Consider the following 23,728-nt stretch of genomic DNA (forward strand, 5'->3'; position numbering starts at 1 on the left):
TGTCCTCACGCGGCGGGTCCTTTCTTCAAGCGTTGCTCCAGGCGCGCCAGGCGTGCTTCCAGGCGTTCGCTGCGTTCGCGCACCTCGTCCACCCCATCGAGGAAGCCTTCCACTTCGCCCGGTGCGGCAGCCACGCGCACTTCATCGCGCAACCAGTCGGCGGTGTCGGTGGTGAGGTGGCTGGCGGTGTCCTTGGCATGCGCGAGGCCTTTGCGCACGGCCTTGGCAAGCGGCACGCCGAGCACATCGCCGAACGTGCGGGCAAAGGCCTCTTCGAAGTCCGGGGCAAACTTGCTGGCGAGTTTCTCCAGACGGCGAGCCAGGTCGGCATCACCGGCGATCTCCACCTTGCCCGGAGCCACGCCGTCGTCGTCGCGCTTGACCAGCATGGCGAGCAGGCTGCCCGGCGTGGCGGCCACGCGCAGATGGCTGTCTTCCTGCGCCGGACCGACCTTGAGCCGTTCGCCCTGCACGGTGACCGACAAGGCCAGCTCGGGGCCACGCAAATGCAGTTGCACGCTGCGGCCATCGAGTGCGGCCAGTCGCGTGGCGGTATCCGGATCGAGCGACAGCGTGTGATTGAGCGCGGTTTCCAGCGCGCGGCCGGCGAGGGCGCGCAGTGGGCGAGGCAACAGGGAAAAGGGTGAGGCGGCAGTCATGCCGACGATTGTAGCGGCTCGGACCGCACAAGCTCCTCTCCTTCAGGGGAGGCGGGCGTCAGCTCGCGGCACCGTCGAAATCCAATTGTCGCCAGGCTTCGTACACCGCCACCGCCACGGTGTTGGAGAGGTTGAGGCTGCGGCTGTTGGGCCGCATCGGCAGGCGCAAGCGTTGTGCCTCGGGAATGGCATCGAGCACGTCACCGGGGAGGCCGGCGGTTTCGCAGCCAAACAGCAGGGCGTCGCCATCGACGAAACGTGCATCCACGTGAGCGACGCGTCCACGGGTGGAAAATGCAAACACACGTGGCTGGCCGATGCTATCCAGGCAACTGGCGAGGTCGTCATGTACGGCCAGCTGCGCATACTCGTGGTAATCCAGGCCTGCACGGCGCAGGCGAGCATCGTCCAGCTCAAACCCCAAGGGCCTGATCAGGTGCAGCGTGGCGCCGGTATTGGCACACAACCTGATCACATTGCCGGTGTTGGGAGGAATCTCGGGGCGAAAAAGAATGACATGTAGCATCGGGCCATTATCGGGCCTCTCCCATGGCCCAGGGAATGGCGAGCATCCATGCTCAGCCGTTCGAACGCGGGCACACCACGCCATCCGGCGGCAGCGCACAAGCGGTGGGGGCGGCAATCAGCTGGCCGGCGCTGCCTGCGGCGGCGAGGCGAACCGCGTCCGGCGAGGCGTTCACCATGGCACCCAGCACGAGTCCACAAACCAGCAGGCAGGCAACGAACAGGCCGCGCAGCATAAAGGTTTCGAATTTCATGATCATATCTCCGATGAATGAGTGGGTAGGTCCTGCACCCTACCTATGGCAAGGCCCGTGCCAAGCCTTGAATCGAAGATAAGTATTTATTTATAAAGCATATTTTTCAGGGTGTTCGGTGCGGGTTCGCTGTCCGCGGACAGCCGCCGGGCGCGGCCGGACAGACGAGCGGACACCCGCGTCGCCGGTGCGGACAGCCCGCCACCTGATCGTCACCCTACCGGGACGATGCTAGAAGGCGAACTGTCGACCCTGTCTTTGGTCATTTGCCATGCCCAAGTGGCATCGTTAGCCTCGGATCGTTCATCCTCAGAAACAACAGGAGTGTCGTGATGGCAAGAAAGCCCCTCGCCCTGCTCGTCGCAGGTCTGCTCAGCGTGTCCGCAGGCCTGCCGGCCGTGGCCGTGCCCGCAGCCGCCGTCGAGTCCGCCGCTACGGCTGTGCCGGACATTGCCTATACCCGCTTCACCTTGCCCAATGGCCTGACCGTGGTGGTGCACGAAGACCACAAGGCGCCGGTGGTGGCGGTGAGCATTTGGTATCACGTCGGTTCGGCCGATGAGCCCAAGGGCAAGACGGGCTTCGCACACCTGTTCGAGCACCTGATGTTCTCCGGTTCGGAAAACCACAAGGGCACTTACTTCCAGCCGTTCGAGCTGGCCGGTGCCACCGACATGAACGGCACGACCTGGTTCGATCGCACCAATTACTTCGAGACGGTGCCCACCACCGCGCTGGATATGGCGCTGTGGATGGAATCGGACCGCATGGGCCATTTGCTCGGCGCGATCGGCCAGAAGGAGCTCGATACGCAGCGTGGCGTGGTGCAGAACGAGAAGCGCCAGGGCGAAAACCGTCCGTACGGTCGCGTGGACCAGAATGTCCTGTCCAACACTTATCCGGGCAACCATCCGTATCAGCACGACACCATCGGCTCGATGGAAGACCTCAACGCGGCCTCGCTGGCGGACGTCAAACAGTGGTTCCATGACTATTACGGCGCCGCCAACACCACCCTGGTGCTGGCGGGCGACATCACCGTGGCCGAAGCCAAGGCCAAGGCCGAGAAATACTTTGGCGACATTCCGGCGGGCCCGCCGGTGCCGCGCCAGCAGGCGTGGATTACCCCGTTGACGAAGTCCACCCGCGGCGTGCAGCACGATCATGTGGCGCAGCCGCGCATTTATCGCACCTGGGTGGTGCCGCAGTTGGGCACCGATGATTCGGTGCAGCTCGATCTTGCCTCCACCGTGCTCGGCGGCGGCAAGACCTCGCGCCTGTACCAGCGCCTGGTCTATCAGGACAAACTGGTCGATGACGTATCGGCCAGCATCGCGCCGTTCGCGCTGGCCGGCCAGTTCCAGATCCAGGCCGACATCAAGGAAGGCGTGGACCAGGCCAAGGTGGAAGCGGTGATCGCCGATGAGCTAAAGAAATTCCTCGCCGACGGCCCCACCGCCGACGAACTGGAGCGCGCCAAGATCGGCAACCGCGCCGGTTTCGTGCGCGGACTGGAAAAGGTGGGCGGTTTCGGCGGCAAGGCGGTGATCCTGGCCGAAGGTCAGGTCTATCGCGACGATCCGGGTGCCTATAAGAAGGATCTGGAGCGCGCCGATGCGGCCACGCCCGCCACCGTCAAAGCCGCGGCCGACAAGTGGCTCAGCAAGGGCGACTACCTGCTGACCGTGTTGCCCGCCGGCCCTGACTTCAACCCCGATGCGGAAGACGCCAAGGTCGCCGCGCTCGGCCCGGTCGAGGGTCGTCCCGCCGCCAAGCTGCCGGCCAAGCGCGATTACCGTGTGGCCAAGAGTCAGGTGGAGCGCAGCAAGGGCGTGCCCGAGGTGAGTAGATTCCCCGACCTCAGCTTCCCGTCGCTGGAGCGCGGCAAGCTCAAGAACGGTATCGAGGTGATCCTGGCTCAGCGCCACACCGTTCCGGTGACGCACGTGCAGTTGATGTTCGATGCCGGCTACGCGGCGGACCAGGGGCGCAAGCTCGGCACCGCCAGCTTCACCACCACCCTGATGAACGAAAGCACCCAGGAGCTCGATTCGGTGGAAGTGGCCAAGCGCAAGCAGCGCCTGGGCGCCATCACCCGGATCGGTTGCGGCCTGGATACCTGCTCGGCCTCGCTCAACGCGCTCAATGACCAGTTGCAGCCATCGCTGGCGCTGTTCGCCGACATCGTGCGCAACCCGGCGTTCAAGTCCGAGGACATCGAGCGCGTACGCGGCCAATGGCTGGCCGGCATCGCCCAGGAGAAGACCCAGCCCACCGCGCTGGCGTTGCGCACGTTGCCGCCGCTGCTCTACGGCGCCAACCACGCCTATGGCATCCCGTTCACCGGCTCGGGCACGGAGGCGGCGATCAAGGCCATGCAGGCCTCGGATCTGCAGACCTTCCAGCGCGATTGGCTGCGTCCGGACAACGTAAAGATCCTGGTCGCCGGTGACACCACGCTGCAGCAAATCATTCCGCAGCTGGATGCCGCGTTTGGTGACTGGAAGGCCCCGTCCAGCGCGCTGCCGAAAAAGAATGTCGCCACCGTCGAGGCGCAGGCCAAGCCGCGCGTATTCCTGATCGATAAGCCGGACGCGCCGCAGTCGCTGATCCTGGCCGGCCTGTTGGCGCCGTCCAGCAAGGCGCCCAACGAGTTGGCGATCGACGTGGCCAACGGTGCCTTCGGCGGCAGCTTCACCTCGCGTCTGAACATGAACCTGCGCGAGGACAAGCGTTGGGCCTATGGCGCCTTCAGCTTCATGCGCGATGCGATCGGCCAGCGTCCGTTCCTGATGTACGCGCCGGTGCAGACCGACAAGACCGCGGAGTCCGCGCGCGAAGTGTTCAAGGAAGCTTCCGAAGCGGTCGGCGCCCGTCCGCTCACCGCGCAGGAGGTCAACAAGATCAAGGACTCCAACGTGCGTGGCCTGCCGGGCAGCTTCGAGACCAGTGTCGAGGTGCTGAGTGCGATGAACGACATCGTGCAGTACGGGCGTCCGGACAACTATGTGCAGACGCTCAAGGCCCGCACCGAGTCGGTGAGCCAGCCCGATGCGGAAAACGCGCTCAAGGAGATCATCAAGCCCGGCGCGCTGACCTGGGTCATCGTGGGCGATCTGAAGAAGATCGAGCAGCCGGTGCGCGACCTCAAGCTGGGCGACGTCCAGGTGATCGACGGCGACGGCAAGCCGGTGAAGTAATTTCTTGTGGGGACTGTTCACGTCCCCACGGTAGGATGCAGGCCGGACGGGCAACCGCCCGGCCTTTTCACTGTTCCGATTGCGGAGTTATCCATGCGCAAGACCCTGCTGTTGCTCGTTCCCGTCGCGCTGCTCGGCGCCTGCACCTGGGGCATCACCCTGGACGATGCCGCGAAGAACGTCCGTACGGCCTGGAGCGGCGACGTATCCTCCTGTCACGACATGGGCAAGGTCACCGTATCAGTGATGGACCATGTCGGTCCGGTCAATCGCAACGACATCAAGGTGCGCGACGAGCTGGAAGTCATGGCGCGCAACGAGGCCGCCAAGATGCATGCCGACACCATCAAGCCGCTGGGTGAGCCCAACAATGGCTCCCAGCCCTGGGGCGCCTACCAGTGCGGCAATACCCAGCTGGCGCCCGCCAATCGTCCGGCCGGCAACGCCAACCCGGCCAATCCGGCGCCGCCGGCCACCACGCCGGGCGGGTTTGAGACCTACCCCATCAAGAGCAACTGAGCCGCCGGCCCCCAGCCCCGCTGGGACGGTTCGCTTCAGTCCCCGAAAAGGCGCCCTCGTGGCGCCTTTTTCACATCCAAAAGCTGACGCTCTTGCGTGGCCCTCGCGGCAGGCATAAAATTTACATGTATATATTACATATATGTACTATCTGGGCCGAGCGCCATGAGCAGCTTCCTTCCGACCGAACAGCGATTGGCGGTGACACGCCAGCGGCATCCCGCGTTTCCGCGGGAGCCGGCCGTGCTCATTCGCCTGATCCGCCACATCTTCAAGCGGGTGCATGACGACGCCAATGCCATGCTCAAGCCCTACGGCATCAATCATCCCGAGTACAACCTGTTGATGATGCTGTACGGCACGGAGGGCTACACGCTGCATCCCACTGAACTGGCCGATGCGGCGGGCGAAAAATCCGCCAACATCACTCGTCTCACCAACGAGTTGGCGGAGAAGGGGCTGATCGCGCGCCAGGCCAGCGACGAGGATCGCCGCAAGATCGCGCTTACGCTTACCGAGCAAGGTCTGGCGCTGATCGAGAACTTCCTTCCCGCCGTGTGCGCCTTGCTGGAGCGCCAGATCGGCGACATGCAGCCGCGCGACATGGCACAGCTGGAAAAACTGCTGAAGAAATTCCTCGCCCAGCTGGAGCGGGAATAAGCCATGGCCGCCGTTCCCTCCGAGCTTCCCGCCAAATCGCGCTGGCCCTGGTTGAGCGAGTTCCTTGTCGGCGAGCGGCAAGCCTGGATCTTCGTGTTCAAGTGCCTGCTGGCGTTTTACATCGCCGCGTGGCTATCCATGCTGTTCCAGCTGGAGCAGCCCTCGACCACCATGATCACCGTATCCATCGTGATGCATCCGCACAGCGGCATGGTGCTCGCCAAGAGCTTCTATCGCACCATCGGCACGGTGGCGGGCAGCTTGTGCGGCGTGTTGCTGATGGCGGCGTTCCCACAGCAGCGCGAACTGTTCCTGGTATCGCTGTCGCTATGGGTGGGGCTGTGCGCCGGCGGCGCAGTGCTCTACCGCAACTTCATGTCCTACGGCTTCGTGCTGGCAGGCTATACCGCGGCCATCGTGGCCCTGCCGGCCATCAACAACCCCTACACCGTATTCGACTCCGCGATGATGCGCGTGAGCGAGGTGCTGCTAGGCATCGTGGTGGCGGGCCTGGTCAGCGACGTGGTGCTGCCCGAGCGCCTGCGCCAGGTATTGCGCCGCAATGCGCGCGAGCACTATGCGCACTTCATCGAATTCGCGCGCGGCAGCCTGGGTGGCGCCATCCCCCGTTCGGAGATGGAACAGGCGCATCTGCGCTTCGTGCGTGCGGCGGTGCAACTGGAAGACCTGCGCGCCTCGGTGATCTTTGAAGATCCGGAGGCGCGCGCGCGCAGTAGCCGCATGCAGTTGCTCAACCTGCGCTACATGGCGGCCGCGACCACCTTTCAGTCCCTGCACCACCTCATCAATCGCCTGCAGCGCAACAACCATCCACGCACGGCCGGCGCGCTTATTCGCCTGTACGCGCCGGTGGGCGAGGCGTTGACGCCGCCGGCATCCGAACGCGGCATGCCACGCCAGCTCACCACCCGCCTCGAAGCCTGCGAAGCCCAGCTGCCCGTGTTAGCGGCACAGCTGCGCGAAGAGCTGCGGCAGGACCCGGAGCTGTTGCTGGAGTTCGATAGCGGCACCGCGCTGCTGTACCGATTCGTTGCCGAACTGCGCGACTTCACCGCGCTGGAAGCCACCCTGCGCGAAACCCAGGGGCGCCTCACCGGTAACGTCGAACGGGTGGATTTCAAGCGCGCCAACGATTACGTGGCGCCCCTCATCGCCGTGATCCGCACCTTCCTCACCATGATCACGCTGAGCGTGTTCTGGCTGTGGACCGGCTGGCCGTTCGGCCCCAGTGCGATGCTGCTCGCCACCATCTTCAGCGGCCTGATGGCGGCCTCGCCCAACCCGGTGGCCAACACCGTCAACACCTGGATCGGCTACGCGGTCGGCATGACTGCGGCGTACTTCGTGGTGTTCTACCTGATGCCGGGCAGCGATGGGTTCGTGATGCTGTTCCTGGTCACTGCGCCCTTGCTGGCGGTGGGCCCGTACCTCACCACGCGCAACGCCACGCTGCCGGGTATCGGCGCGGGCTATACGCTGGGCTACGTGTATATCCTCGCGTTGAAGAATCCGATGGTGTACAGCCCGGAGCATTTCCTTAACGACGCCATCGCCTCGCTGTTCGGCCTGATGATGTCGGCCACGGCATTCATGGTCATTCCCACTGTAATCGGCACCGAGTGGTTGCGTCGCCGCCAACTGGTGCAACTGCGCCGCCAGGTGGCGTTGGCGGCGACCGCGCCGCTGCAAGGCCTGGTGTACCGCTTCGAAACGGAGAACCGCGACCTGTTCCACCAGATCGTGCAGTTTACCCAACCCAATAGCGCCGAATCGCGCGCGTTACTGGGGTGGGCGCTGGCTGTGCATGACAGTGGCCGCGCGCTGATCGAGTTGCGCGAGGACATGCGACACACCGAACTGCCGCCGCCCGTGGCCGAGGCCATGCAGCGCGCAGTGGATGCGCTGGCGCGCCTCTACGACGAGCCGGATCAGGCGCGCTGGCGCGACGCCGACCGCAGCGTCGAGCACGCGCTCACCCTCACCATGCACACGCTGCCGCAGGCGCGCGCGAGCTGCCGCCCGGCGCTGGCGCACCTGCTGCAATTGCGTACCGCCCTGCGCGATGACGAATCCGCGCTGGCCCCTTATATCGACAAGGCGCAGGAGACCGCCCGTGCCGTTTGAAATCGCTCTAGCCGACGCCTTGGTGCCTAGCATCCTGCTGGTCTACGCCGGCTGCCTGCTGGTCCTGTGGGTGATCGACACCATCGTGGGCCGCTATGGCCTGTATCGCTACGTCTGGCATCCGTCGCTGTTTCGCGTGGCGGTGTTCTTCGTCCTGTTCGGCGTCGCCGGCCTGCTGCTGTATCCCTGAGCCCTCACTATGAAGATTCAAACCCAAGCCCTGCTCCGTTTCGGCATTACCGCCATTGTGGTCATCGTGGCGCTGCTGCTCTGCCGCGCCCTTTGGGATCACTACATGTACTCACCGTGGACCCGCGACGGCCGCGTGCGCGCCGAAGTGGTGCGTATCGCACCGGATGTGTCCGGACTGGTGACGCGCGTGGCGGTGATCGACAACCAGGAAGTGAAGAAGGGCGATGTGCTGTTCGAGATCGACCCCGAGCGTTACCACATCGCGCTGGCGCAGGCCGAGGCCAATCTCAACGCCGCCAAGGCCAGCGCGCGCGCCGCCGGCGCCAACATCGATGCCGTGCTCGCCAGCGCCAGTGCGCGCAAGGCCGAGTACGACATGCGCCAGGAGCAGGCCAAGCGCCGCCAGGCGCTGGCCGACGTAGTGCCCAAGGAGGAGCGCACGGACGCCAAGTCGGCCGCCGATACCGCGCTGGCGATCTGGCAGCAGGCCCAGGCCAGTGGCCATCAGGCCAGCGCGGCGCGTGAGCAGGCCGAGGCCGCCGTGGTCCAGGCACAGGTGGCGGTGGATCGCGCCAAGCTCGACGTGGAACGCACCGAAGTACGCGCGCCGGTCGACGGCTATGTCACCAACCTCGACGTGCGTGTGGGCGACTATGCCGCCACCGGCAATCCGCGCCTGGCGCTGATCGATCGCCACAGCTACTACGTCTACGGCTACTTCGAGGAAACCAAGCTGCCATACCTGCGCGTGGGCGATCCGGTGGACGTGCGCCTGATGAGCGGTGGCGTGCATCTGAAGGGCCACATCATCGGCGTGGCGCGCGGCATCACCGACCGCGACAACCCCACCGGCCGCGACCTGCTCGCCGACGTCAATCCCACCTTCAACTGGGTGCGCCTGGCCCAGCGCGTACCGGTGCGCATCGCCATCGACGAGTCCAGCGTGCCCAAGGATGTGGTGCTCGCGGCGGGTATGACGGCCAGCATCGACGTGCAGCCGCGCCGGGTCCTGGATCAGCCGCAAGCGCAGCACTGACGCGTCTTGGCGCCATGGTGGACGCCGTGCTGCTGCACGGCGTTGACGCGGCGCGTACGGGGGCGGCTCCTACATTGGGGCGCGCTTGATTACCATGGCGCCCCATGAATCGACCTTTGCCCTCACCGCGTAGCCTTGCCCGTCGGCTGCTGTCCCTGCGTCGGCGGCGGGAGCTGGACATGTCCGGCTTTCCGCAGCTGGCGGTGCCCGCTACGGCCATTACCACGCTGGCGGGGCCGGCCGCCTTTCGCCAGGCCTTGCTGGAGCTGATCGGCTCGGCGCAGCGCCGTATCGTGCTGGTGGCCTTGTACCTGCAGGACGACGATGCCGGCCGCGAGGTGCTGGACGCGCTGTATGCCGCGCGCGCGGCGCGGCCGCAGCTGAAGGTGGAGGTTTACGTCGACTGGCATCGCGCCCGTCGTGGGCTGATCGGCAAGGGCGCCAGCGAAGGCAATGCGGCGATGTATCGGGAGTATGCGCAGCGCCTGGGCGAGGGCGTGGTGATTCGCGGTGTGCCGGTACAGAACCGCGAGTTGTTCGGCGTGCTGCACCTGAAGGGCTTCATCGTGGACGATGCCGTGCTCTACAGCGGCGCCAGTCTCAACGATGTGTATCTCAACAAGCACGGGCGTTATCGCCTGGATCGCTACCATCTGATCCGCCATCGTGGCCTCGCCGACAGCATGGCGGATTTCGTCGCGCGTGAGTTTCACGCCAGCGATGCCGTGCCCCGTTTCGATCAGTTGCCGCTGCCCAGTACGCGTGAGCTGCACGAACCCATCCGCCGCCTGCGGCAATCGCTGCAACAAGCCCGCTACCAAGGGCCGCACGATGAGGCCGGCGCGGGCGAGGTCACGGTGATTCCACTGGCCGGCTTCGGGCGTGGCGACAACGCGCTCAATGAAACCCTGCTGGGTCTGCTGCGCAACGCGCGGCAGCGGGTGATTCTGCTCACCCCGTACTTCAATCTGCCGCGCCCGGTGCGCGCGGCCATCGGTCAACTGCTGCGACGCGGCTGTCAGCTCGACATCATGGTCGGCGACAAGGTGGCCAACGATTTCTACATCCCGCCCGAGCAGCCGTTCAGCCGCATCGGCCTGTTGCCGTATCTCTACGAGAGCAACCTGCGCCGCTTCGCGCGCTCGCATCAGGGCGCCATCGAGCGTGGTCGCCTGAACCTGTGGCTGTGGCGCCACCACGACAACAGCTATCACCTCAAGGGGCTGTTCGTCGATCACGACGTGGCGGTGCTCACCGGCAACAATCTCAATCCTCGGGCATGGGCGCTGGATCTGGAAAACGGTCTGCTGTTGCGCGACCCCTCGGGCCTGCTGGTCGCGCAGCACGAGGCCGAGTGGCTGGCGCTGCGCCAGCACGCCACGCGTCTGAATCATTACCGAGAGTTGCAAGGTGCACGTGGCTATCCGCCCGAGGTGCGGCGCCTGCTCAAGCGTTTGCGCCGAGTGCGCCTGGATCGATTGATCGGGCAGTTGCTCTAAGGACGCGCGCGCCGCTTGGGGGCCCGCCAGGCGCTCAGCGCCAGCGCAGCCAATAGGCCAGGTACCCCGGCACTTCGCGCAGGCTCGAATACACGTCGCGCGCGAACCATTGATGCGGATAGACGCCGCCGGCCACCACCGCGCCCGACTGCTGCAAGGCCAGTTCGGCGCGCGGCAGATGGTAGTACTGGGAAACCACGACCACACGCCGCTTGCCGTTGGCCTGTAGCCATGCCTGCGCATGGTCGGCCGAGGCGCGCGTATGGTTGCCAAGGGCATCCTCGATCACCGCGTGCTCGGGCACGCCATGTTCCACCAGCCAGCGCTTCATGCCCATGGCTTCGTTGCGGCCGTCACGCGGGTCAATGCCGCCGCTGACCATGATGATGGTGCACCCACCACGCGCGTAGAGCGCGCGGGCTGCCTGGAGTCGCGCCTCCAGGCGTGGCATCGGGCGACTGTCATGGCTCACGGTGTTGCCTAGCACCAGGGCCAGGTCGGCGGTCGCGGGCGTATTGCGCAGGCCCGCATGGGCAATGGCGCATGCACCGATGACCCAGGCCAGCGCCAGCGTGCACGCGCCGCGCCGTAAGCATCTGACTAGGACTCTGTTCGCCATGCGGCTGCCGCTCCGTCGACCAAGGGCGGCAGTCTGCGTGTTTGCCATGGCGTTTCGCGGGCGGCCACCGGGCGGCCCCGGGGCGGTTCAGCCGGCGAGCCGTTCCAGGCGCATCGTCAACCAGCGCGACACGTCCGGCCATTCGCTGGCGATCACGCTGAAGCACACGGTGTCGCGCAGGGTGCCGTCCGGGCGGCGCTTGTGGGCGCGCAGCACGCCATCGCGACGCGCGCCCAGGCGCTCGATGGCGCGCTGCGAGTCGAGGTTGCGATGATCGGTGTGAAATTCCACCGCCACGCAGCCCAGCGTGTCGAACGCATGCTGGAACAACAGGCGCTTGCAGGCGGTGTTGAGATGACTCTTCTGCCAGCGCTTGGCATACCAGGTGTAGCCAATGGCGACGCGCGGCAGTTCGGGCACGTAATCGTAGAAGCGGGTGGTACCCACGATCTCGCCGCTGCTTTTTTCGCGCACCGCAAAGGGCAGCATGATGCCGGCTGCGTGGCCTTCCAGCGCCTTGGTGACATACGCCGCCGCCTCGCCTGGCGCGGGCGCGCTGGTGAACCACAGGTTCCACAACTCGCCATCCGCGGCCGCCGCTTCCAGCGCGGGCGCATGTGCGAGCGTCAGCGGTTCGAGCGTGACAAAGGCGTCTTCCAGGCGGACAGGCGACAACACAGGCATGGGGGCTCCGGCGGGCGGACGCGCAGGCGTCCCGATCGCCGCTCAGCTTACCGTTAGGCCGGCGCGCTGTCGCTTGGCAGCCGGTCGATGCGAGGCTGCATCATGTTTCGAGCGTCACATGCGGCTTAGTGTTGGGATAGATCTGCTCGACGCTGAGATCCTTGCGTTGTTCCCGGGTTGGCCAGTCGAACGCGTTGACCGGTTGACTGCGATTCACCCACAGCGCGTAGTAGAGATGATCCGCGCGGGGGTCGTCCGTGTTGGGATGAATCAGTATGGTCAGGCCAAGGCTGTTCAGTTGCAGCCAGGGCAGCACGGTAGGCAGCAGCGCGTTGGCAAAGCCAAAGTAGAACGATGGCGTGGTGTGCGGGCCACGCGGCTCCAGGTTCCAGTCGCCCAGTTCCACGGCGAAGCGCTCGGCTGCCCAGCGGCGGATCAGGGCGGCCTTTTCGTAGCTGTCTTCGTCGAAATAGATATGCGCGTGGTAGCTCTTGATGTCGGTATACGCGCGTGGCCTGGCCGGTAGCTGTTTCTCGCCAGGCCGAATGCCTGCGGGTCGTGGCGTGGCTTGCTTATAGGTTTCATAGCCCCAGGGGCTTTCGCCGGGTTTGTGCACCGGCTCGGCGAGGTTCTTGCCCGCATCCGCCACGCCCGATGCCTGTGGGCTGCCCGTCGCCCTGGTCGGCGCGGCCAAGCCGGCAAAGGCCAGGGCGCCGATGGCCAGGCCGCTGTCGCGAATCAACTGTCGCCGCTGCGGGGAGAGCAGGTTGGCCCATTCGCCATCGACCGCTTGATTCACCGGTGCGGTATCGAGTGGGTGGTTGTTCTTTGGCGCGTCGGTCCGGTCTGTCATGGGTATCCCTTCGATTGCCGGCATGAATCGATGGCGTCGAGGCGACGCCTTGTCTTTTCATCGAATACGGCAGATGGGGAAACCCCGCGAATGACCTTTTCGCATGAGGTTAGAACCGCCGGTTATATGCGATTTGGACGGCCAAATCGACGGCGGTCGAGGGCGGCTAGCTGCCGCTCTTGCGCCGCTTGCCGGCGGCCGCGGTGTTCAGCGCGATGGCGGCCTTGATAAGTGCTGCCAGGGCTTTCTCGTTCAGCGTGTCGCCTTCGTGGATATCGATGGCGCGCCGCGTATGGCCTTCCAGGCTGGCGTTGAAGAGGGCGGCGGGGTCGTCCAGCGAGGCGCCTTTAGCGAAGGTCAGCTTCACGGTGCTCTTGTACGTTTCGCCGGTGCACAGAATGCCCGCGTGGGACCACACCGGCACGCCGCGCCACTTCCATTCTTCCACCACCGCCGGGTCGGTTCGCTGGATCAGTGCCCGTACGCGGGCCAGCATGTCGCCGCGCCAGTCACCCAGTTCCTTGATCCTGGCGTCGATGTGCTGGGAAGGCGTGGCGCCCGCGGTGTGGTCGTCGGAATCACGCTTGCTCATGGCCGTGCTCGTCTCGTCGTCGCTGGGCTGACCCGGGGCGGGTAACGGGTCGGCTGTCGGCAAGGCCCCGTGCCGTTTCGCGGTCGCCGACTCAGCCGGGGTTGCCCCGTGGGCCAGCGAAAGGTAACGCGGCGATCGGGTTGCCGCCCAGTGTGGAATGGCACGGCGATGCCGCGTGGCGGCTCAGGCGTCCAGATCGGGGATCAGCTTGCTTTCCAGGCGGGCGATATGGTCTTTCAGCAGCAGCTTGCGTTTCTTCAGGCGGGTGAGCTGCAGCTCGTCGCGCCCCATCGAGGCGGCCATATGCTCGATGGCCACGTCAAGGTCGCGATGTTCTACGCGGAGCTCGGCCAGCAGATGGGCCATCTCGGCTTGATCCTGAACCTGCATGGAGGCGGGGCGGCTGAAGGAGAAGCTTCAAGTGTACTCCCGCCGGACCTCGGGCGGTCAGATCGCTACAATGGGGGGCCGAGCCGTCCCGATACCACCCATGTCCGCCCAGCCCGAAGCCACCCGCAAGCAGCACTACGAGGTCAGCAAGCTGGCCAAGCGCCTGCGTCACCAGGTGGGCCAGGCCATTGCCGACTTCCATATGATCGAGGACGGCGACAAGGTGATGGTGTGCCTGTCCGGCGGCAAGGATTCCTACACCCTGCTGGATATCCTGCTGTCGCTGCAGGCCAAGGCGCCGGTGCGTTTCGAGCTGATCGCGGTGAACCTGGACCAGAAGCAGCCGGGTTTCCCTGAACATGTGCTGCCGCAGTACCTCACCGGGCGCGGCGTGCCGTTCCACATCATCGAGCAGGACACCTACAGCACCGTCACCCGGGTGATTCCCGAGGGCAAGACCATGTGCAGCCTGTGCTCGCGCCTGCGACGCGGCGCGCTGTACAAGTGGGCGGCGGAGAACGGTGTCACCAAGATCGCGCTGGGCCATCACCGCGACGATATCCTGGGCACGTTCTTCCTAAATATGTTTTACCAGGCCTCGCTCAAGGCGATGCCGCCCAAGCTGCGCTCGGACGATGGTCGCCACGTGGTGATCCGTCCGCTGGCCTACTGCAAGGAAAGCGATATCGCTGCCTACGCCGAGGCGCAGGCTTTCCCGATCATCCCGTGCAACCTGTGCGGCTCGCAGGAAAACCTGCAGCGCAAGGCGGTCAAGCGCATGATGGAGGATTGGGAGAAGACCCAGCCGGGTCGTTCCGAGAACATTTTCCGCGCGCTGGGCAACGTGGCACCGTCCCAGTTGGTGGACCGCAACCTGTTCGACTTCGCCGCGCTGGGCGCGCGCGAAGGTGTCGCCCGCGCCGAAGCGCATCAGTGGCTCGCCGGTTCGCCGGACGAGTCGTGACCTCATCACCTTTTCAGTCGAGTAACGCCGTGTCTCTCTTTGCATCCGTTGAAATGACCCCAGGCGATCCGATCCTGGGACTCACCGAGGCCTACCTGGCCGACAGCCGTCCGGGCAAGGTCAACCTGGGCGTGGGCATCTACTACGACGAACAGGGTCGTATCCCCTTGATGCGCGCCGTGCATGAGGTGGAGAAGGCGCTGGCGCTGGAAGCCAAGCCGCGCGGCTATCTGCCCATCGACGGTATGCCGACCTACAACCTCGCCACGCAGAAGCTGGTGTTCGGCGCAGACTCGCCGCTGCTGGCCGCCGGCCGCGTGGCCACCTCGCAGACCATCGGCGGCAGCGGCGCGCTGCGCATCGGTGCCGATCTGCTGAAAAAGGTGCTGCCCAACGCCAAGGTCGCCATCAGCAACCCGAGCTGGGAAAATCATCGCGTGGTGTTCAGCGCGGCGGGTTTCGAGGTGGTCGACTACGCCTACTACGACGCCGCCACGCATGGGCTGGATTTTGCCGGCATGCTGGCCGACCTGGGCAAGCTGGAGCCGGGCACCGTAGTGCTGCTGCACGCGTGCTGCCACAACCCCACCGGTGTGGACCTCAACGCTGAGCAGTGGCAGCAGGTGGTGGACCTGGTGAAGGACCGCGGCCTGATGCCCTTCATCGACATGGCCTATCAGGGCTTTGACGAAGGCATCGACGCCGACGCCACCGCGGTGCGCCTGTTTGGCGCCTCGGGCATCGAATCGTTTGTGGTCGCCAACTCCTACTCCAAATCGTTCTCGCTGTATGGCGAACGCGTAGGTGCGTTGTCGGTGGTGGGCAAAGACCGCGACGAAGCGCTGCGCGTGCAATCGCTGGTCAAACGCACCATCCGCTCCAACTACTCCAGCCCGGCCACGCACGGCGGCGCGCTGGTATCGGCGGTGCTCAACAGCACCGAGCTGAAGGCCATGTGGGAGCACGAGCTGGGCGAGATGCGCGAGCGCATCCACGCCATGCGTGCCGGCATGGTGGAGAAGCTGGCGGCGGCCGGTGCGCCGCAGTTCGGCTTTATCCAGGAGCAGGCGGGCATGTTCTCCTACTCGGGCCTGAGCAAGGCCCAGGTGGATCGCCTGCGCGAGGAGTACGCCATCTATGCCATCGGCACGGGCCGTATCTGCGTGGCGGCCCTCAATCGCGCCAACCTGGATACGGTGGTTAACGCCGTCGCCTCGGTCAGTCGCTGAGACCCACTTCCCTCACTGTCATCCCGGCCGTTGCCGGGATGACGGCCAAGCATTGCCTCCGGATACCCAATGTTCTTCCGCAACCTCACGCTGTTCCGCTTTTCCCCCGCCGTCGCCGAAGACCTGAACCGCCTGGACGAAGCACTGGGCGAACATCGCCTGCGCCCCTGCGGCCCGATGGAAATGGGCACCAAGGGTTTCGTGCCGCCCGTTGGACGGGGCGAAGAGGCACCGCTGACGCATACCGTGCATACCTGCACCATGGTCACCGTGGGCGGCGAGGACAAGCTGCTACCCGGTTCGGTGGTGAACGACGAACTTCAACGCCGTGTGCAGAAGATCGCCGAGGAAGAAGGCCGCAAGGTCGGCGGTCGCGAGCGCAAGCGCCTGAAGGAAGATGTGCTCAACGAGCTGGTGCCGCGGGCCTTCATCCGCAGCTCGCGCATGCGCGCCTATATGGACAGGAAGCTGGGCTGGCTGGTGCTCGACACCTCCAGTCGCAAGTCGGCTGAGAACACCATTACCCAGATCCGCGAGGCGCTGGGCAGCTTCCCCGCCGTGCCGCTCGCGCCGGAGGAAGGCCCCCGCGTGCTGATGACCGACTGGCTGGCCAGCGGCAACCTGCCCGCCGGCCTTGCCCTGGGCGACGAGGTGGAGCTGCGCGACCCCGCCAGCGCCACGGGCGCCATCGCCAAGTGCCGCCGCCAGGATCTGGATAGCGAGGAAGTGAAAGAGCATCTGCGCAACGGCAAGCAGGTATTCCAGCTCGGTCTCATCTTCGATGAGCGTATGAGCTTCGTACTGGGCGAAGACCTGATCGTGCGCAAGCTCAAGTTCCTCGACGTAGTCACCGACGAGCTGGGCGACAGCCATCCGGATGCCGCCGCCGAGGCCGACGCCACCTTCGCCCTGCTCACCATGGAGCTGGAACGGCTGCTGGGCAAGCTGGAGGAATGGTTCGGCCTGCCGCGTCCCGCTGACGCTTGAGATAGCAACCCCTGGCCAGAAATCAGGGGTATCCGGTCACCGGTTCGTCTTGCGAAGCCTGCATGCTCCCCCCACATTCCCTAAGGGACACTGAGGGCTTGGACGCCACAGCAGTAGGGCGGAACATGACGCAGCACCTCGACGGCGATTGGCTCGAACTGGCCACGGCAAGCGGCAGCACCATCCGTGTGCTCAAGGCCGCGCATCCGCGCGCACGCCGCTTGCGTCTTACGGTGACGCCCAAGGGCGCGCGCGTGTCCTATCCGCATGGCACGCATCCCGCACAAGTCAGTGCATTCCTTCGCCATCATGCCGATTGGCTGGAACGCAAGCTCGATGAGCTGCACCTGATCGTCAAGCCGTTGCCGCCCTTGCGCGTCGGCACGCCCACGGAGTTTCCGCTGCGCGGCGAAACCGTGCAGCTGGATTGGGCCGATGGCGATTACCCGCGCGTTGAAGCGGGCGATGGCAGCATCACGCTGCGTCTGCCGCGCCCACATACGCGCGCCTTGCCCGTAGCGCGCGGTTTGCTCGCCTCTTATTTCGAAGCGCAGATCCGGCGCGACGTATCGCGCTGGCTCGCCAACTACGTGCCGCAGCTTGGCCTTGCACCCACCGCCTTGCGCGTGCGCCCCATGAAGAGCCTGTGGGGCAGCCTGGATACACGCGATCGCATCAATCTGGATCTTGCCCTGGCGCTCGCGCCGCCGGCCGCACTGCGCTATGTGCTCGCGCATGAGTTGTGCCATCTGAAAGTGCGCAGTCACGCGCCGCGCTTCTGGGCGCAGGTGGAGCTGCTGTTCCCCGATTGGCGCGAGCAGCGCGACTGGCTGCGCTTGAATGGCGCCTGGCTGAAGACCGAGCTGGATCGCCTGATTGCCGATGTCGCCGATTGAGCCGGCTGCTTTAACCCCATTTCGTCGATTCCAGCGATCATCTCCAGGTAGCCCCTGGAATGGACGTCATGTCGGCCACGCTTGCCTACCCGCCTGATCATTGGAAACATGGCTGCGCCACGCTGCTGGCGCAGTGGCAAACCCTGTGGACAGAGCCGGTGCCGGTGGTCGATGTCGCCGCACCCAGCGATGCCGATTGCATGCAGCGCTACCGCAACGGCGATGCGCAGGCCTTTCGCGTGCTGTACGCGCGTCACCGCGACAAGCTGCATCGCTATGTATTGCGCCTCGCCGATCGTGCCAGCGATGCCGAGGAAATCTTCCAGGACGTGTGGATGGCCGTGATCCGCGGCAAGGACAGCTACACGCCTGACGCACCATTCATTACCTGGCTGTTCGCCATCGCGCATCGCCGCGTCGCCGACCGCTGGCGCACGCTGGCGCGGCATGCGCCCGAGGCCACCCATGCCGATGACGAAGGCGAAGCGTGGCTGGCGCAGCAGGCGTCGTCAGCTATGCACGCGCCCGAGCAGCTCGCGCATAGCGCAGCCTTGGGCAAGGCGTTGCTGGATGCCATCCGCCAGTTGCCGTTGCCGCAACGCGAGGCTTTCCTGATGCGCGCGGAAGGCGGCTTGAGCGTGGACGACATTGCCTTCGCCACCGGCGTGAACCGCGAAACCGCCAAGAGTCGCCTGCGCTATGCGCAACAACGGCTGCGCGAGGCGATGGCGACATGGCGATGAACGATCCTTCCCTGGACGAACTGCTGCAGCTATACCGTTCGGCGGCACGCGAAACGACCGCGCCCGGCATGGATGCGCGCGTCCTCCACGCTGCCGAGCGCGAGGCACGCACCCGGCGTGCATGGCGCCATCGCGGCTGGCCTATCGCCATCGCCGCATCGCTGGTGTTGTGGGCGGCATGGCATCCGGTGGCTCCCATGCTGGGTGCCGCGGTCACGCTGCCCAGCGAAGAAACCCTGCGCCTGCGCCATGAGTTGCAACAGTTGCCGGTCGCATCGCCCCATTCGGATATCACCCAGTACCTGCTGCGCGACGACGCGGCATTCCATCCCTTGATTCAACCGGAGAACACGCCATGAGGAAGACATTGTCGATTGCTGTGCTGTTGTGCGGCCTGCTGGCGGCCGGCGCGCATGCCGAGACCCCGCGCGGCTGGTACTTCGGCGGTCCGGCCGCCAAGGATTTCGATGTGAGCACGGAGGCGGCGAACGGCGATGCCAGCGGTCGCGTGGTGCATATCCACACCAAAAGCGAGAGCAGCGGCTTCGGCACGCTCAGCCAGGGCATCGATGCCACCGACTACCGTGGCAAGCGTGTGCGCCTCTCCGGCTACCTGCGCACCAAGAACGCTGGCAAGAGCATGCTGTGGCTGCGCATCGACGATGCGGAACGCAAACCCATCAGCATGGACAACATGGATCAGCGAGCCGTGCGCGGTGACACCGATCGACGCAATTACGCCGTGGTGCTCGACGTGCCGGATAGCGCCCATGCGCTGGTCTTCGGGGTGATCCTGGACGGCCGCGGCGATGTCTGGGCCGATGGCCTCAAACTGGAAGTGGTCGGCAAGGATGTCCCCACCACCACCAACGTGATGGCCATGCCCCGCACGCCGGTAAACATGGACTTTGCCAACTGAGGACGTGTGCACGTGCGGGCGGGGTGATGCATGTCACTTGTACCCGGCCCGCACGTGCTGGAAGCTCGGCGCATCCAATCGCAAGGGGATGCGCCGTGGAACTGCCGATCGCCCTGATCATCAAGCTGCTGTGGCTGTGCTTTGGCCTTTACTGGCTGTGGGGCTGGCGCCGGGTAAAGGGTGCGCAGCGCAGCGAACCGGTGCTGCCGCGTCTGCTCAAGTACTGGTTGCCGCTTGCGGTGGCGGTGGCGCTGATCGGTCCCAGCGACTGGTTCGTCGGTGGCTGGCTGGGTCAGCGCATGTATCCGCCTTCGCTGGCGATCGCGCTGATCGGTACCGCAGCGGTTGCACTGGGTATCGGCTTTGCCTGTTGGGCGCGCTACGTGCTCGGCCGGAACTGGAGTTCCGTGGTGCAGGTAAAACAAGACCACGAATTGATTCAGCGCGGCCCTTACGCCTTCGTACGCCACCCCATCTATACCGGTTTGCTGCTCGCCTTTCTCGGCACGGCCATCGCCATCGGCGAGTGGCGCGGGCTGGTATGCGTGGTGATCGTCTTCGCCTCGTTCTGGTTCAAGCTGCGCCTTGAGGAGCGCTGGATGCGCGAAAGCTTCGGTCCGGTGTACGAGGCCTATATGCATCGCGTGAAAGCGCTGATTCCAGGCGTGCTCTAAGCGCTTGCTCTCGACCTTTGGACGTCGCGGTGAGTGAAGCCGTGATCCCCGCGAAGGCGGGGATCCAGGGCCTGCGCGTGCGATTCAGTGCGACAGCGAGAACGAGGTGAGAATGCGCGCGGTTTCTTCCGGCTTCTCGATGATGGGCATGTGATTGCAGCCGTTGAGCGTACTGGTGCTGATGGCGCTGGCGTTCTTCAGGCCATTGCGCAGGCTGTCGAGGGCGGAGATGTCGATGATCTTGTCGTCATGGCACCACAGCCCAAGCACCGGCATGGAGAGCTTGTCCAGGCGGCTCTGCAGGGACAGGTACTGCGACGGGTCGCGCAGTTCGTTGAAGGTATGCTCGATGAAGGCGCGGTTCTCCTGGTTGTGCTTGATCAGCACATCCTGGAAGCGGCCGGGAATCGACGGCATCTTGGCGAAGGCCAGCAAGGTGGCCTTGGCGAACTGCTCACGGTTGTCGAACACGAACGGGTTCTTGCCGCTCATGGCCTCGCGCGAGAAGTCGTTTTCGTTGGCCTTGAGGCCAAACGCATCGAGCAGGGCCAGTTCGGCCACATGTTCGGGGTGTTCGGCGGCGTAGACGCCGGCGATGGCGCCGCCCATGGAGTGGCCGATCAGCACGAAGCGCGGCAGGCGCAGTGCTTCCACGAAGGCCTGCAAGCGCGAGGCCTGCGCGTCGATGTTGTAGCTGGCGCCATCCACGCGGCTGGACTCACCCCAGCCCGGCAGGTCTGGCGCAATCACGTGAAAGTGCTGCGTGAGCAATTGGGCCTGCTTGAGCCACACCTCTTTGCTGGCGGCAAAGCCGTGCAGCAACACGAGGGTGGGGCCTTCGCCGCCTTCGAAGTAAACCCAGCGCGTATCGCCTACCTGCACCGAATGGGTTTCCAGGTGCGCCGCCACGGCCTGGCGCTTGATGTCGGCGCTGAGCAGCCACTGGGGCGCGAACAGGTAGGAGCCACCGAGCAGCACCACCAGCAGCAAGGCTACGAAGCCCAGGAATTTCAGTCGGCGCAGGGCCAGCCGCTGCCACAGCGGGCGCGTGGCGGAGCTTGTCTGGGTCGAGGAGGCTTTGGGCTTCATGGGTGGCTCGGTTGGCTTGGGGACGCGTGATCCATGGCGACGCGCACCGCCGTTTGCAAGGCGGTGCGCACGCGATCTACTTGCTGTTCTTGGCGGCCTTGGCGAACACCGCTTCCACCGCTTCCTGCGTCATCGGGTGGTAACCGGGCTTGGCCTTGGCGTACACCTGCTTGGCGAACGCCAGGCCGTCTGGCGTCTTGGCGAAAGCCTTGTACAGCGGCATGGTGAGGTACAGGCGGCCGATGCGGGTCATGTGCTCAGCGGCGGCGTTCCATACGTCCTTGTCGCCGGCGGCGATGGCGTGGCTGTACCAGCGCATGCCGATCTCGGCATTGGGCGTGCCGGTGAGGTGCCAGTTGGCGTCGATCTGCTTGATCTTCTCCAGCGGCGTCACGTCCGGCAGGCCGTCGAGGAAGTACATCCACTCCTGCGTGTTCCAGCCCTTGGCGTCGAGTTTGTCGGCGGTGAGCGAACCGGCGAGCAGGGCGGCGCGCTCCTTGTCGATGGCGTTGAAGCGCGGCGAATCGGGCAGCGGCGCATCCTTGGGAATGCCCGGCTGGTATACCCACGCCTTTACCTCGTCCCAGTTCATCTTGCCGGGATTCTTGTCGAACAGATTGGCCTTCAGGTAGTCGAGCATCTGCTCGGTGGTGATGCTCTGGAAGGCGAAGTGTGCGAAGTAGCCCTTGAGGTAGGCATCGAAGGTTTCGCGGCCGAAGCGCTGCTCCAGCGTGCGCAGGAACCACGATCCCTTGTCGTAGGCTACGTCCGAAAGTGCGTCGTCGGCGCCGATGCCGCGCGGCTCGGGCGCGAGCTTCTGCGCATTGGCGGGCATCTCACCGATGTTCTTCTGCAGCGACCGCGCCGAGATCAGTGCTTCTTCGTCCGCCAGCGCCTTGCCGTAGACGGCCTCGGTAATGCGTCCCTGCACGTAGGTAGTGAAGCCTTCGTTGAGCCAGATGTCGCGCCATGCGGCGCTGGTCACCAGGTTGCCCGACCACGAATGCGCCAACTCATGCGAGATCACCGAGACCAGGCTCTTGTCGCCCACCAGCAGGGTGGGCGTGGCGAAGGTCATGTTGGGGTTTTCCATGCCGCCGAACGGAAACGAGGGCGGCAGCACCAGCAGGTCGTAGCGACCCCAGGCATAGGGACCGTAGAGCTTCTCGGTGGCAGCGATCAGCTTTTCGGTGTCTTCGAACTCCTTGGCGGCCTTGCCCACGACGCTCGGCTCGGCATACACGGCCGAACGCGGGCCGGTTTCCCTGGCGGCGATGTCGCCCGCGGCAATGGCCAGCAGGTAGGAGGGAATCGGGTGCGGCTGCTGGAAGCTGAAGCTGCCATCCAGCGGGTGCCTGGCGTCGTTGAGCGCGCTCATCACCACGCGCACATCCTTCGGCGCGCTCACGTGGGCGCTATAGGTAAAGCGGATGGCCGGCGAATCCTGCAGCGGCACCCACGAGCGCGCATGGATGGATTCGGACTGCGAGAACATGAAGGGCAGCTTCTTGTCGGCGGTCTGTTCCGGCGTCAGCCACTGCAGGCCCGAGGCGGTGGGCACGGTCGAGTAGACGATGCGCACCTGCGCCGGATGCTGCGGCGTGGCGATGGTGAGCTTGCTCCCCAGCTCCTTGTCGCGCGGCGCCAGGGCGTACTTGAGTGCGCTCGCCTTGCCGGCGTCGTCGATGGCCTCCACGCGGGCGATTTTCAGGTCGCGCGTATCGAGCACCAGCGACTGCGCCTTGGGATTGGTCCAGTCCAGCTTCAGCGTGGCCTGACCGTCCAACTGCTGGTGCGGAAAGTCGATGGTCAGGTCCAGGTCCAGGTGAGTCACTTTCACCTGATCGGGCTGGGCGTAGGAATGCGGATCGGTGGCAAAGGCGCTCAACGGCAGCACCAGGGCGCCGAAGGCAAGGGCGTGGAACGGACGCATCGGGGAAACTCCATCAGCAGGAACGCCGAGTATGCCATCGGCGGCCCGCCGGTACGGGTACCGGTGGTCACGCTTGGCCGGTGCCCGAAGGGCTCGGGCGCCGGCCCGGAGAGTCTCAGTGGCTGGAACTGGCGGCGGCTGGCGCGGCCTTGTGCAGCGAGCGGATGTAGTCCTGCACATCCTGCTTGGACACGACGCCGCGATGGGTCTTGTCGATCTCGTCGAAGTGCGCGCGGATAAACGGCACCGGGCCCTTTTCGGCTTCTTCCTTGGTCAACAGACCGTCGTGATTCTTATCGGCGATATCGAAATTCTTCACGATGTTGGCGGTGGAATTGGCCATGCTGCCCAGGCCGATCTGGGCATGCGAGACGCCGGCGGCACAGGTCAGGATCAGGGCGGCGGCGATAAAGCGGGTGCGTTGCATGAGGGACTCCTGTCGTGGACGCGCGGAGTATCGCACCGCT

26 protein-coding genes are annotated in these 23,728 nt (G+C 65.2%); 15 read left to right on the forward strand and 11 right to left on the reverse strand.

The window, feature by feature from the left end; translation table 11 throughout:
* Positions 1-5: 5 nt before the first annotated feature.
* From JHD67_RS09300 to JHD67_RS09310, 3 genes are read right to left on the reverse strand one after another with little or no spacing between them, the layout of a single operon-like run.
* Entirely contained in the window at positions 6-659 is a 654-nt protein-coding gene (locus JHD67_RS09300) for an SCP2 sterol-binding domain-containing protein (protein ID WP_199098901.1), read from the reverse strand.
* A gap of 58 nt (positions 660-717) precedes the next feature.
* Complete coding sequence (trmL, locus tag JHD67_RS09305; RefSeq protein WP_199098902.1) at positions 718-1,185, reverse strand: tRNA (uridine(34)/cytosine(34)/5-carboxymethylaminomethyluridine(34)-2'-O)-methyltransferase TrmL; 468 nt, start codon at positions 1,183-1,185, stop codon at positions 718-720.
* Positions 1,186-1,237: 52 nt separating this feature from the next.
* Positions 1,238-1,438 (reverse strand): hypothetical protein, encoded by a 201-nt coding sequence (locus JHD67_RS09310; protein WP_199098903.1) that lies wholly within the window; start codon positions 1,436-1,438, stop codon positions 1,238-1,240.
* Between the two features lie 332 nt (positions 1,439-1,770).
* Between JHD67_RS09310 and JHD67_RS09315 the strand changes: the two genes are divergently transcribed.
* From JHD67_RS09315 to pssA, 7 genes are all read left to right on the forward strand, one after another.
* Complete coding sequence (locus JHD67_RS09315) at positions 1,771-4,638, forward strand: pitrilysin family protein (RefSeq protein ID WP_199098904.1); 2,868 nt, start codon at positions 1,771-1,773, stop codon at positions 4,636-4,638.
* A gap of 93 nt (positions 4,639-4,731) precedes the next feature.
* Positions 4,732-5,157 (forward strand): DUF4156 domain-containing protein, encoded by a 426-nt coding sequence (locus JHD67_RS09320; RefSeq protein WP_199098905.1) that lies wholly within the window; start codon positions 4,732-4,734, stop codon positions 5,155-5,157.
* Positions 5,158-5,322: 165 nt separating this feature from the next.
* Complete coding sequence (locus JHD67_RS09325; protein WP_199098906.1) at positions 5,323-5,817, forward strand: MarR family transcriptional regulator; 495 nt, start codon at positions 5,323-5,325, stop codon at positions 5,815-5,817.
* A 3-nt stretch (positions 5,818-5,820) separates the two neighbouring features.
* The gene (locus JHD67_RS09330; RefSeq protein ID WP_199098907.1) at positions 5,821-7,962 is read left to right on the forward strand and encodes an FUSC family protein; all 2,142 of its coding nucleotides are present in this window, start codon (positions 5,821-5,823) and stop codon (positions 7,960-7,962) included.
* Positions 7,952-8,152, forward strand: coding sequence for a DUF1656 domain-containing protein (locus tag JHD67_RS09335; RefSeq protein WP_199098908.1), 201 nt, complete (start codon positions 7,952-7,954; stop codon positions 8,150-8,152). Before JHD67_RS09330 ends, JHD67_RS09335 begins: the two co-directional genes overlap by 11 nt.
* 9 nt (positions 8,153-8,161) lie before the next feature.
* A complete protein-coding gene (locus JHD67_RS09340) occupies positions 8,162-9,190 on the forward strand; it encodes an HlyD family secretion protein (RefSeq protein ID WP_199098909.1) in 1,029 nt (342 codons plus the stop codon).
* Between the two features lie 104 nt (positions 9,191-9,294).
* Positions 9,295-10,689 (forward strand): CDP-diacylglycerol--serine O-phosphatidyltransferase, encoded by a 1,395-nt coding sequence (gene pssA, locus JHD67_RS09345; protein ID WP_199098910.1) that lies wholly within the window; start codon positions 9,295-9,297, stop codon positions 10,687-10,689.
* Positions 10,690-10,723: 34 nt separating this feature from the next.
* Here pssA and JHD67_RS09350 read toward each other — a convergent pair whose 3' ends face one another.
* From JHD67_RS09350 to JHD67_RS09370, 5 genes are all read right to left on the reverse strand, one after another.
* Positions 10,724-11,308, reverse strand: a complete 585-nt coding sequence (locus JHD67_RS09350; protein ID WP_199098911.1) for a YdcF family protein — start codon at positions 11,306-11,308, stop codon at positions 10,724-10,726.
* A gap of 87 nt (positions 11,309-11,395) precedes the next feature.
* A complete protein-coding gene (locus JHD67_RS09355) occupies positions 11,396-11,992 on the reverse strand; it encodes a GNAT family protein (protein WP_199098912.1) in 597 nt (198 codons plus the stop codon).
* Between the two features lie 100 nt (positions 11,993-12,092).
* On the reverse strand, positions 12,093-12,845 hold the full coding sequence (locus tag JHD67_RS09360; RefSeq protein WP_199098913.1) for a DOPA 4,5-dioxygenase family protein: 753 nt from the start codon (positions 12,843-12,845) through the stop codon (positions 12,093-12,095).
* A 166-nt stretch (positions 12,846-13,011) separates the two neighbouring features.
* A complete protein-coding gene (locus JHD67_RS09365; protein WP_199098914.1) occupies positions 13,012-13,437 on the reverse strand; it encodes a DUF1801 domain-containing protein in 426 nt (141 codons plus the stop codon).
* A 183-nt stretch (positions 13,438-13,620) separates the two neighbouring features.
* On the reverse strand, positions 13,621-13,827 hold the full coding sequence (locus tag JHD67_RS09370; RefSeq protein WP_199098915.1) for a DUF465 domain-containing protein: 207 nt from the start codon (positions 13,825-13,827) through the stop codon (positions 13,621-13,623).
* A gap of 100 nt (positions 13,828-13,927) precedes the next feature.
* On the opposite strand from JHD67_RS09370, the gene ttcA reads away from it, so the two are divergent.
* The 8 genes from ttcA (at position 13,928) to JHD67_RS09410 (ending at position 20,239) form a co-directional block, all read left to right on the forward strand.
* Positions 13,928-14,791, forward strand: a complete 864-nt coding sequence (ttcA, locus tag JHD67_RS09375; protein ID WP_199098916.1) for a tRNA 2-thiocytidine(32) synthetase TtcA — start codon at positions 13,928-13,930, stop codon at positions 14,789-14,791.
* Positions 14,792-14,820: 29 nt separating this feature from the next.
* Positions 14,821-16,020 carry an amino acid aminotransferase gene (locus JHD67_RS09380; RefSeq protein ID WP_199098917.1) on the forward strand — a complete coding sequence of 400 codons (1,200 nt, stop codon included), beginning with the start codon at positions 14,821-14,823 and terminating at the stop codon, positions 16,018-16,020.
* A 69-nt stretch (positions 16,021-16,089) separates the two neighbouring features.
* Positions 16,090-17,007 carry a recombination-associated protein RdgC gene (locus JHD67_RS09385; protein WP_199098918.1) on the forward strand — a complete coding sequence of 306 codons (918 nt, stop codon included), beginning with the start codon at positions 16,090-16,092 and terminating at the stop codon, positions 17,005-17,007.
* A gap of 125 nt (positions 17,008-17,132) precedes the next feature.
* A complete protein-coding gene (locus JHD67_RS09390; RefSeq protein ID WP_199098919.1) occupies positions 17,133-17,903 on the forward strand; it encodes a YgjP-like metallopeptidase domain-containing protein in 771 nt (256 codons plus the stop codon).
* Positions 17,904-17,971: 68 nt separating this feature from the next.
* Positions 17,972-18,646 carry a sigma-70 family RNA polymerase sigma factor gene (locus tag JHD67_RS09395; protein ID WP_233171770.1) on the forward strand — a complete coding sequence of 225 codons (675 nt, stop codon included), beginning with the start codon at positions 17,972-17,974 and terminating at the stop codon, positions 18,644-18,646.
* Positions 18,643-19,005, forward strand: coding sequence for a hypothetical protein (locus tag JHD67_RS09400; RefSeq protein WP_199098920.1), 363 nt, complete (start codon positions 18,643-18,645; stop codon positions 19,003-19,005). The genes JHD67_RS09395 and JHD67_RS09400 overlap by 4 nt, the downstream gene beginning before the upstream one ends.
* Positions 19,002-19,565 (forward strand): hypothetical protein, encoded by a 564-nt coding sequence (locus tag JHD67_RS09405; RefSeq protein WP_199098921.1) that lies wholly within the window; start codon positions 19,002-19,004, stop codon positions 19,563-19,565. The genes JHD67_RS09400 and JHD67_RS09405 overlap by 4 nt, the downstream gene beginning before the upstream one ends.
* A gap of 95 nt (positions 19,566-19,660) precedes the next feature.
* Positions 19,661-20,239, forward strand: coding sequence for an isoprenylcysteine carboxylmethyltransferase family protein (locus JHD67_RS09410; protein ID WP_199098922.1), 579 nt, complete (start codon positions 19,661-19,663; stop codon positions 20,237-20,239).
* 84 nt (positions 20,240-20,323) lie between these two features.
* Here the strand turns inward: JHD67_RS09410 and JHD67_RS09415 are convergent, their stop codons facing one another.
* The 3 genes from JHD67_RS09415 to JHD67_RS09425 form a co-directional block, all read right to left on the reverse strand.
* Positions 20,324-21,328, reverse strand: a complete 1,005-nt coding sequence (locus tag JHD67_RS09415; protein WP_233171771.1) for an alpha/beta fold hydrolase — start codon at positions 21,326-21,328, stop codon at positions 20,324-20,326.
* Between the two features lie 76 nt (positions 21,329-21,404).
* Positions 21,405-23,261, reverse strand: a complete 1,857-nt coding sequence (locus tag JHD67_RS09420; protein WP_199098923.1) for a M1 family metallopeptidase — start codon at positions 23,259-23,261, stop codon at positions 21,405-21,407.
* 115 nt (positions 23,262-23,376) lie between these two features.
* Positions 23,377-23,688 (reverse strand): EF-hand domain-containing protein, encoded by a 312-nt coding sequence (locus JHD67_RS09425; RefSeq protein WP_199098924.1) that lies wholly within the window; start codon positions 23,686-23,688, stop codon positions 23,377-23,379.
* Positions 23,689-23,728 lie beyond the last annotated feature (40 nt).

Origin of the sequence: Dyella sp. ASV21 (genome assembly GCF_016428975.1) — a bacterium.
GTDB lineage: Bacteria > Pseudomonadota > Gammaproteobacteria > Xanthomonadales > Rhodanobacteraceae > Dyella.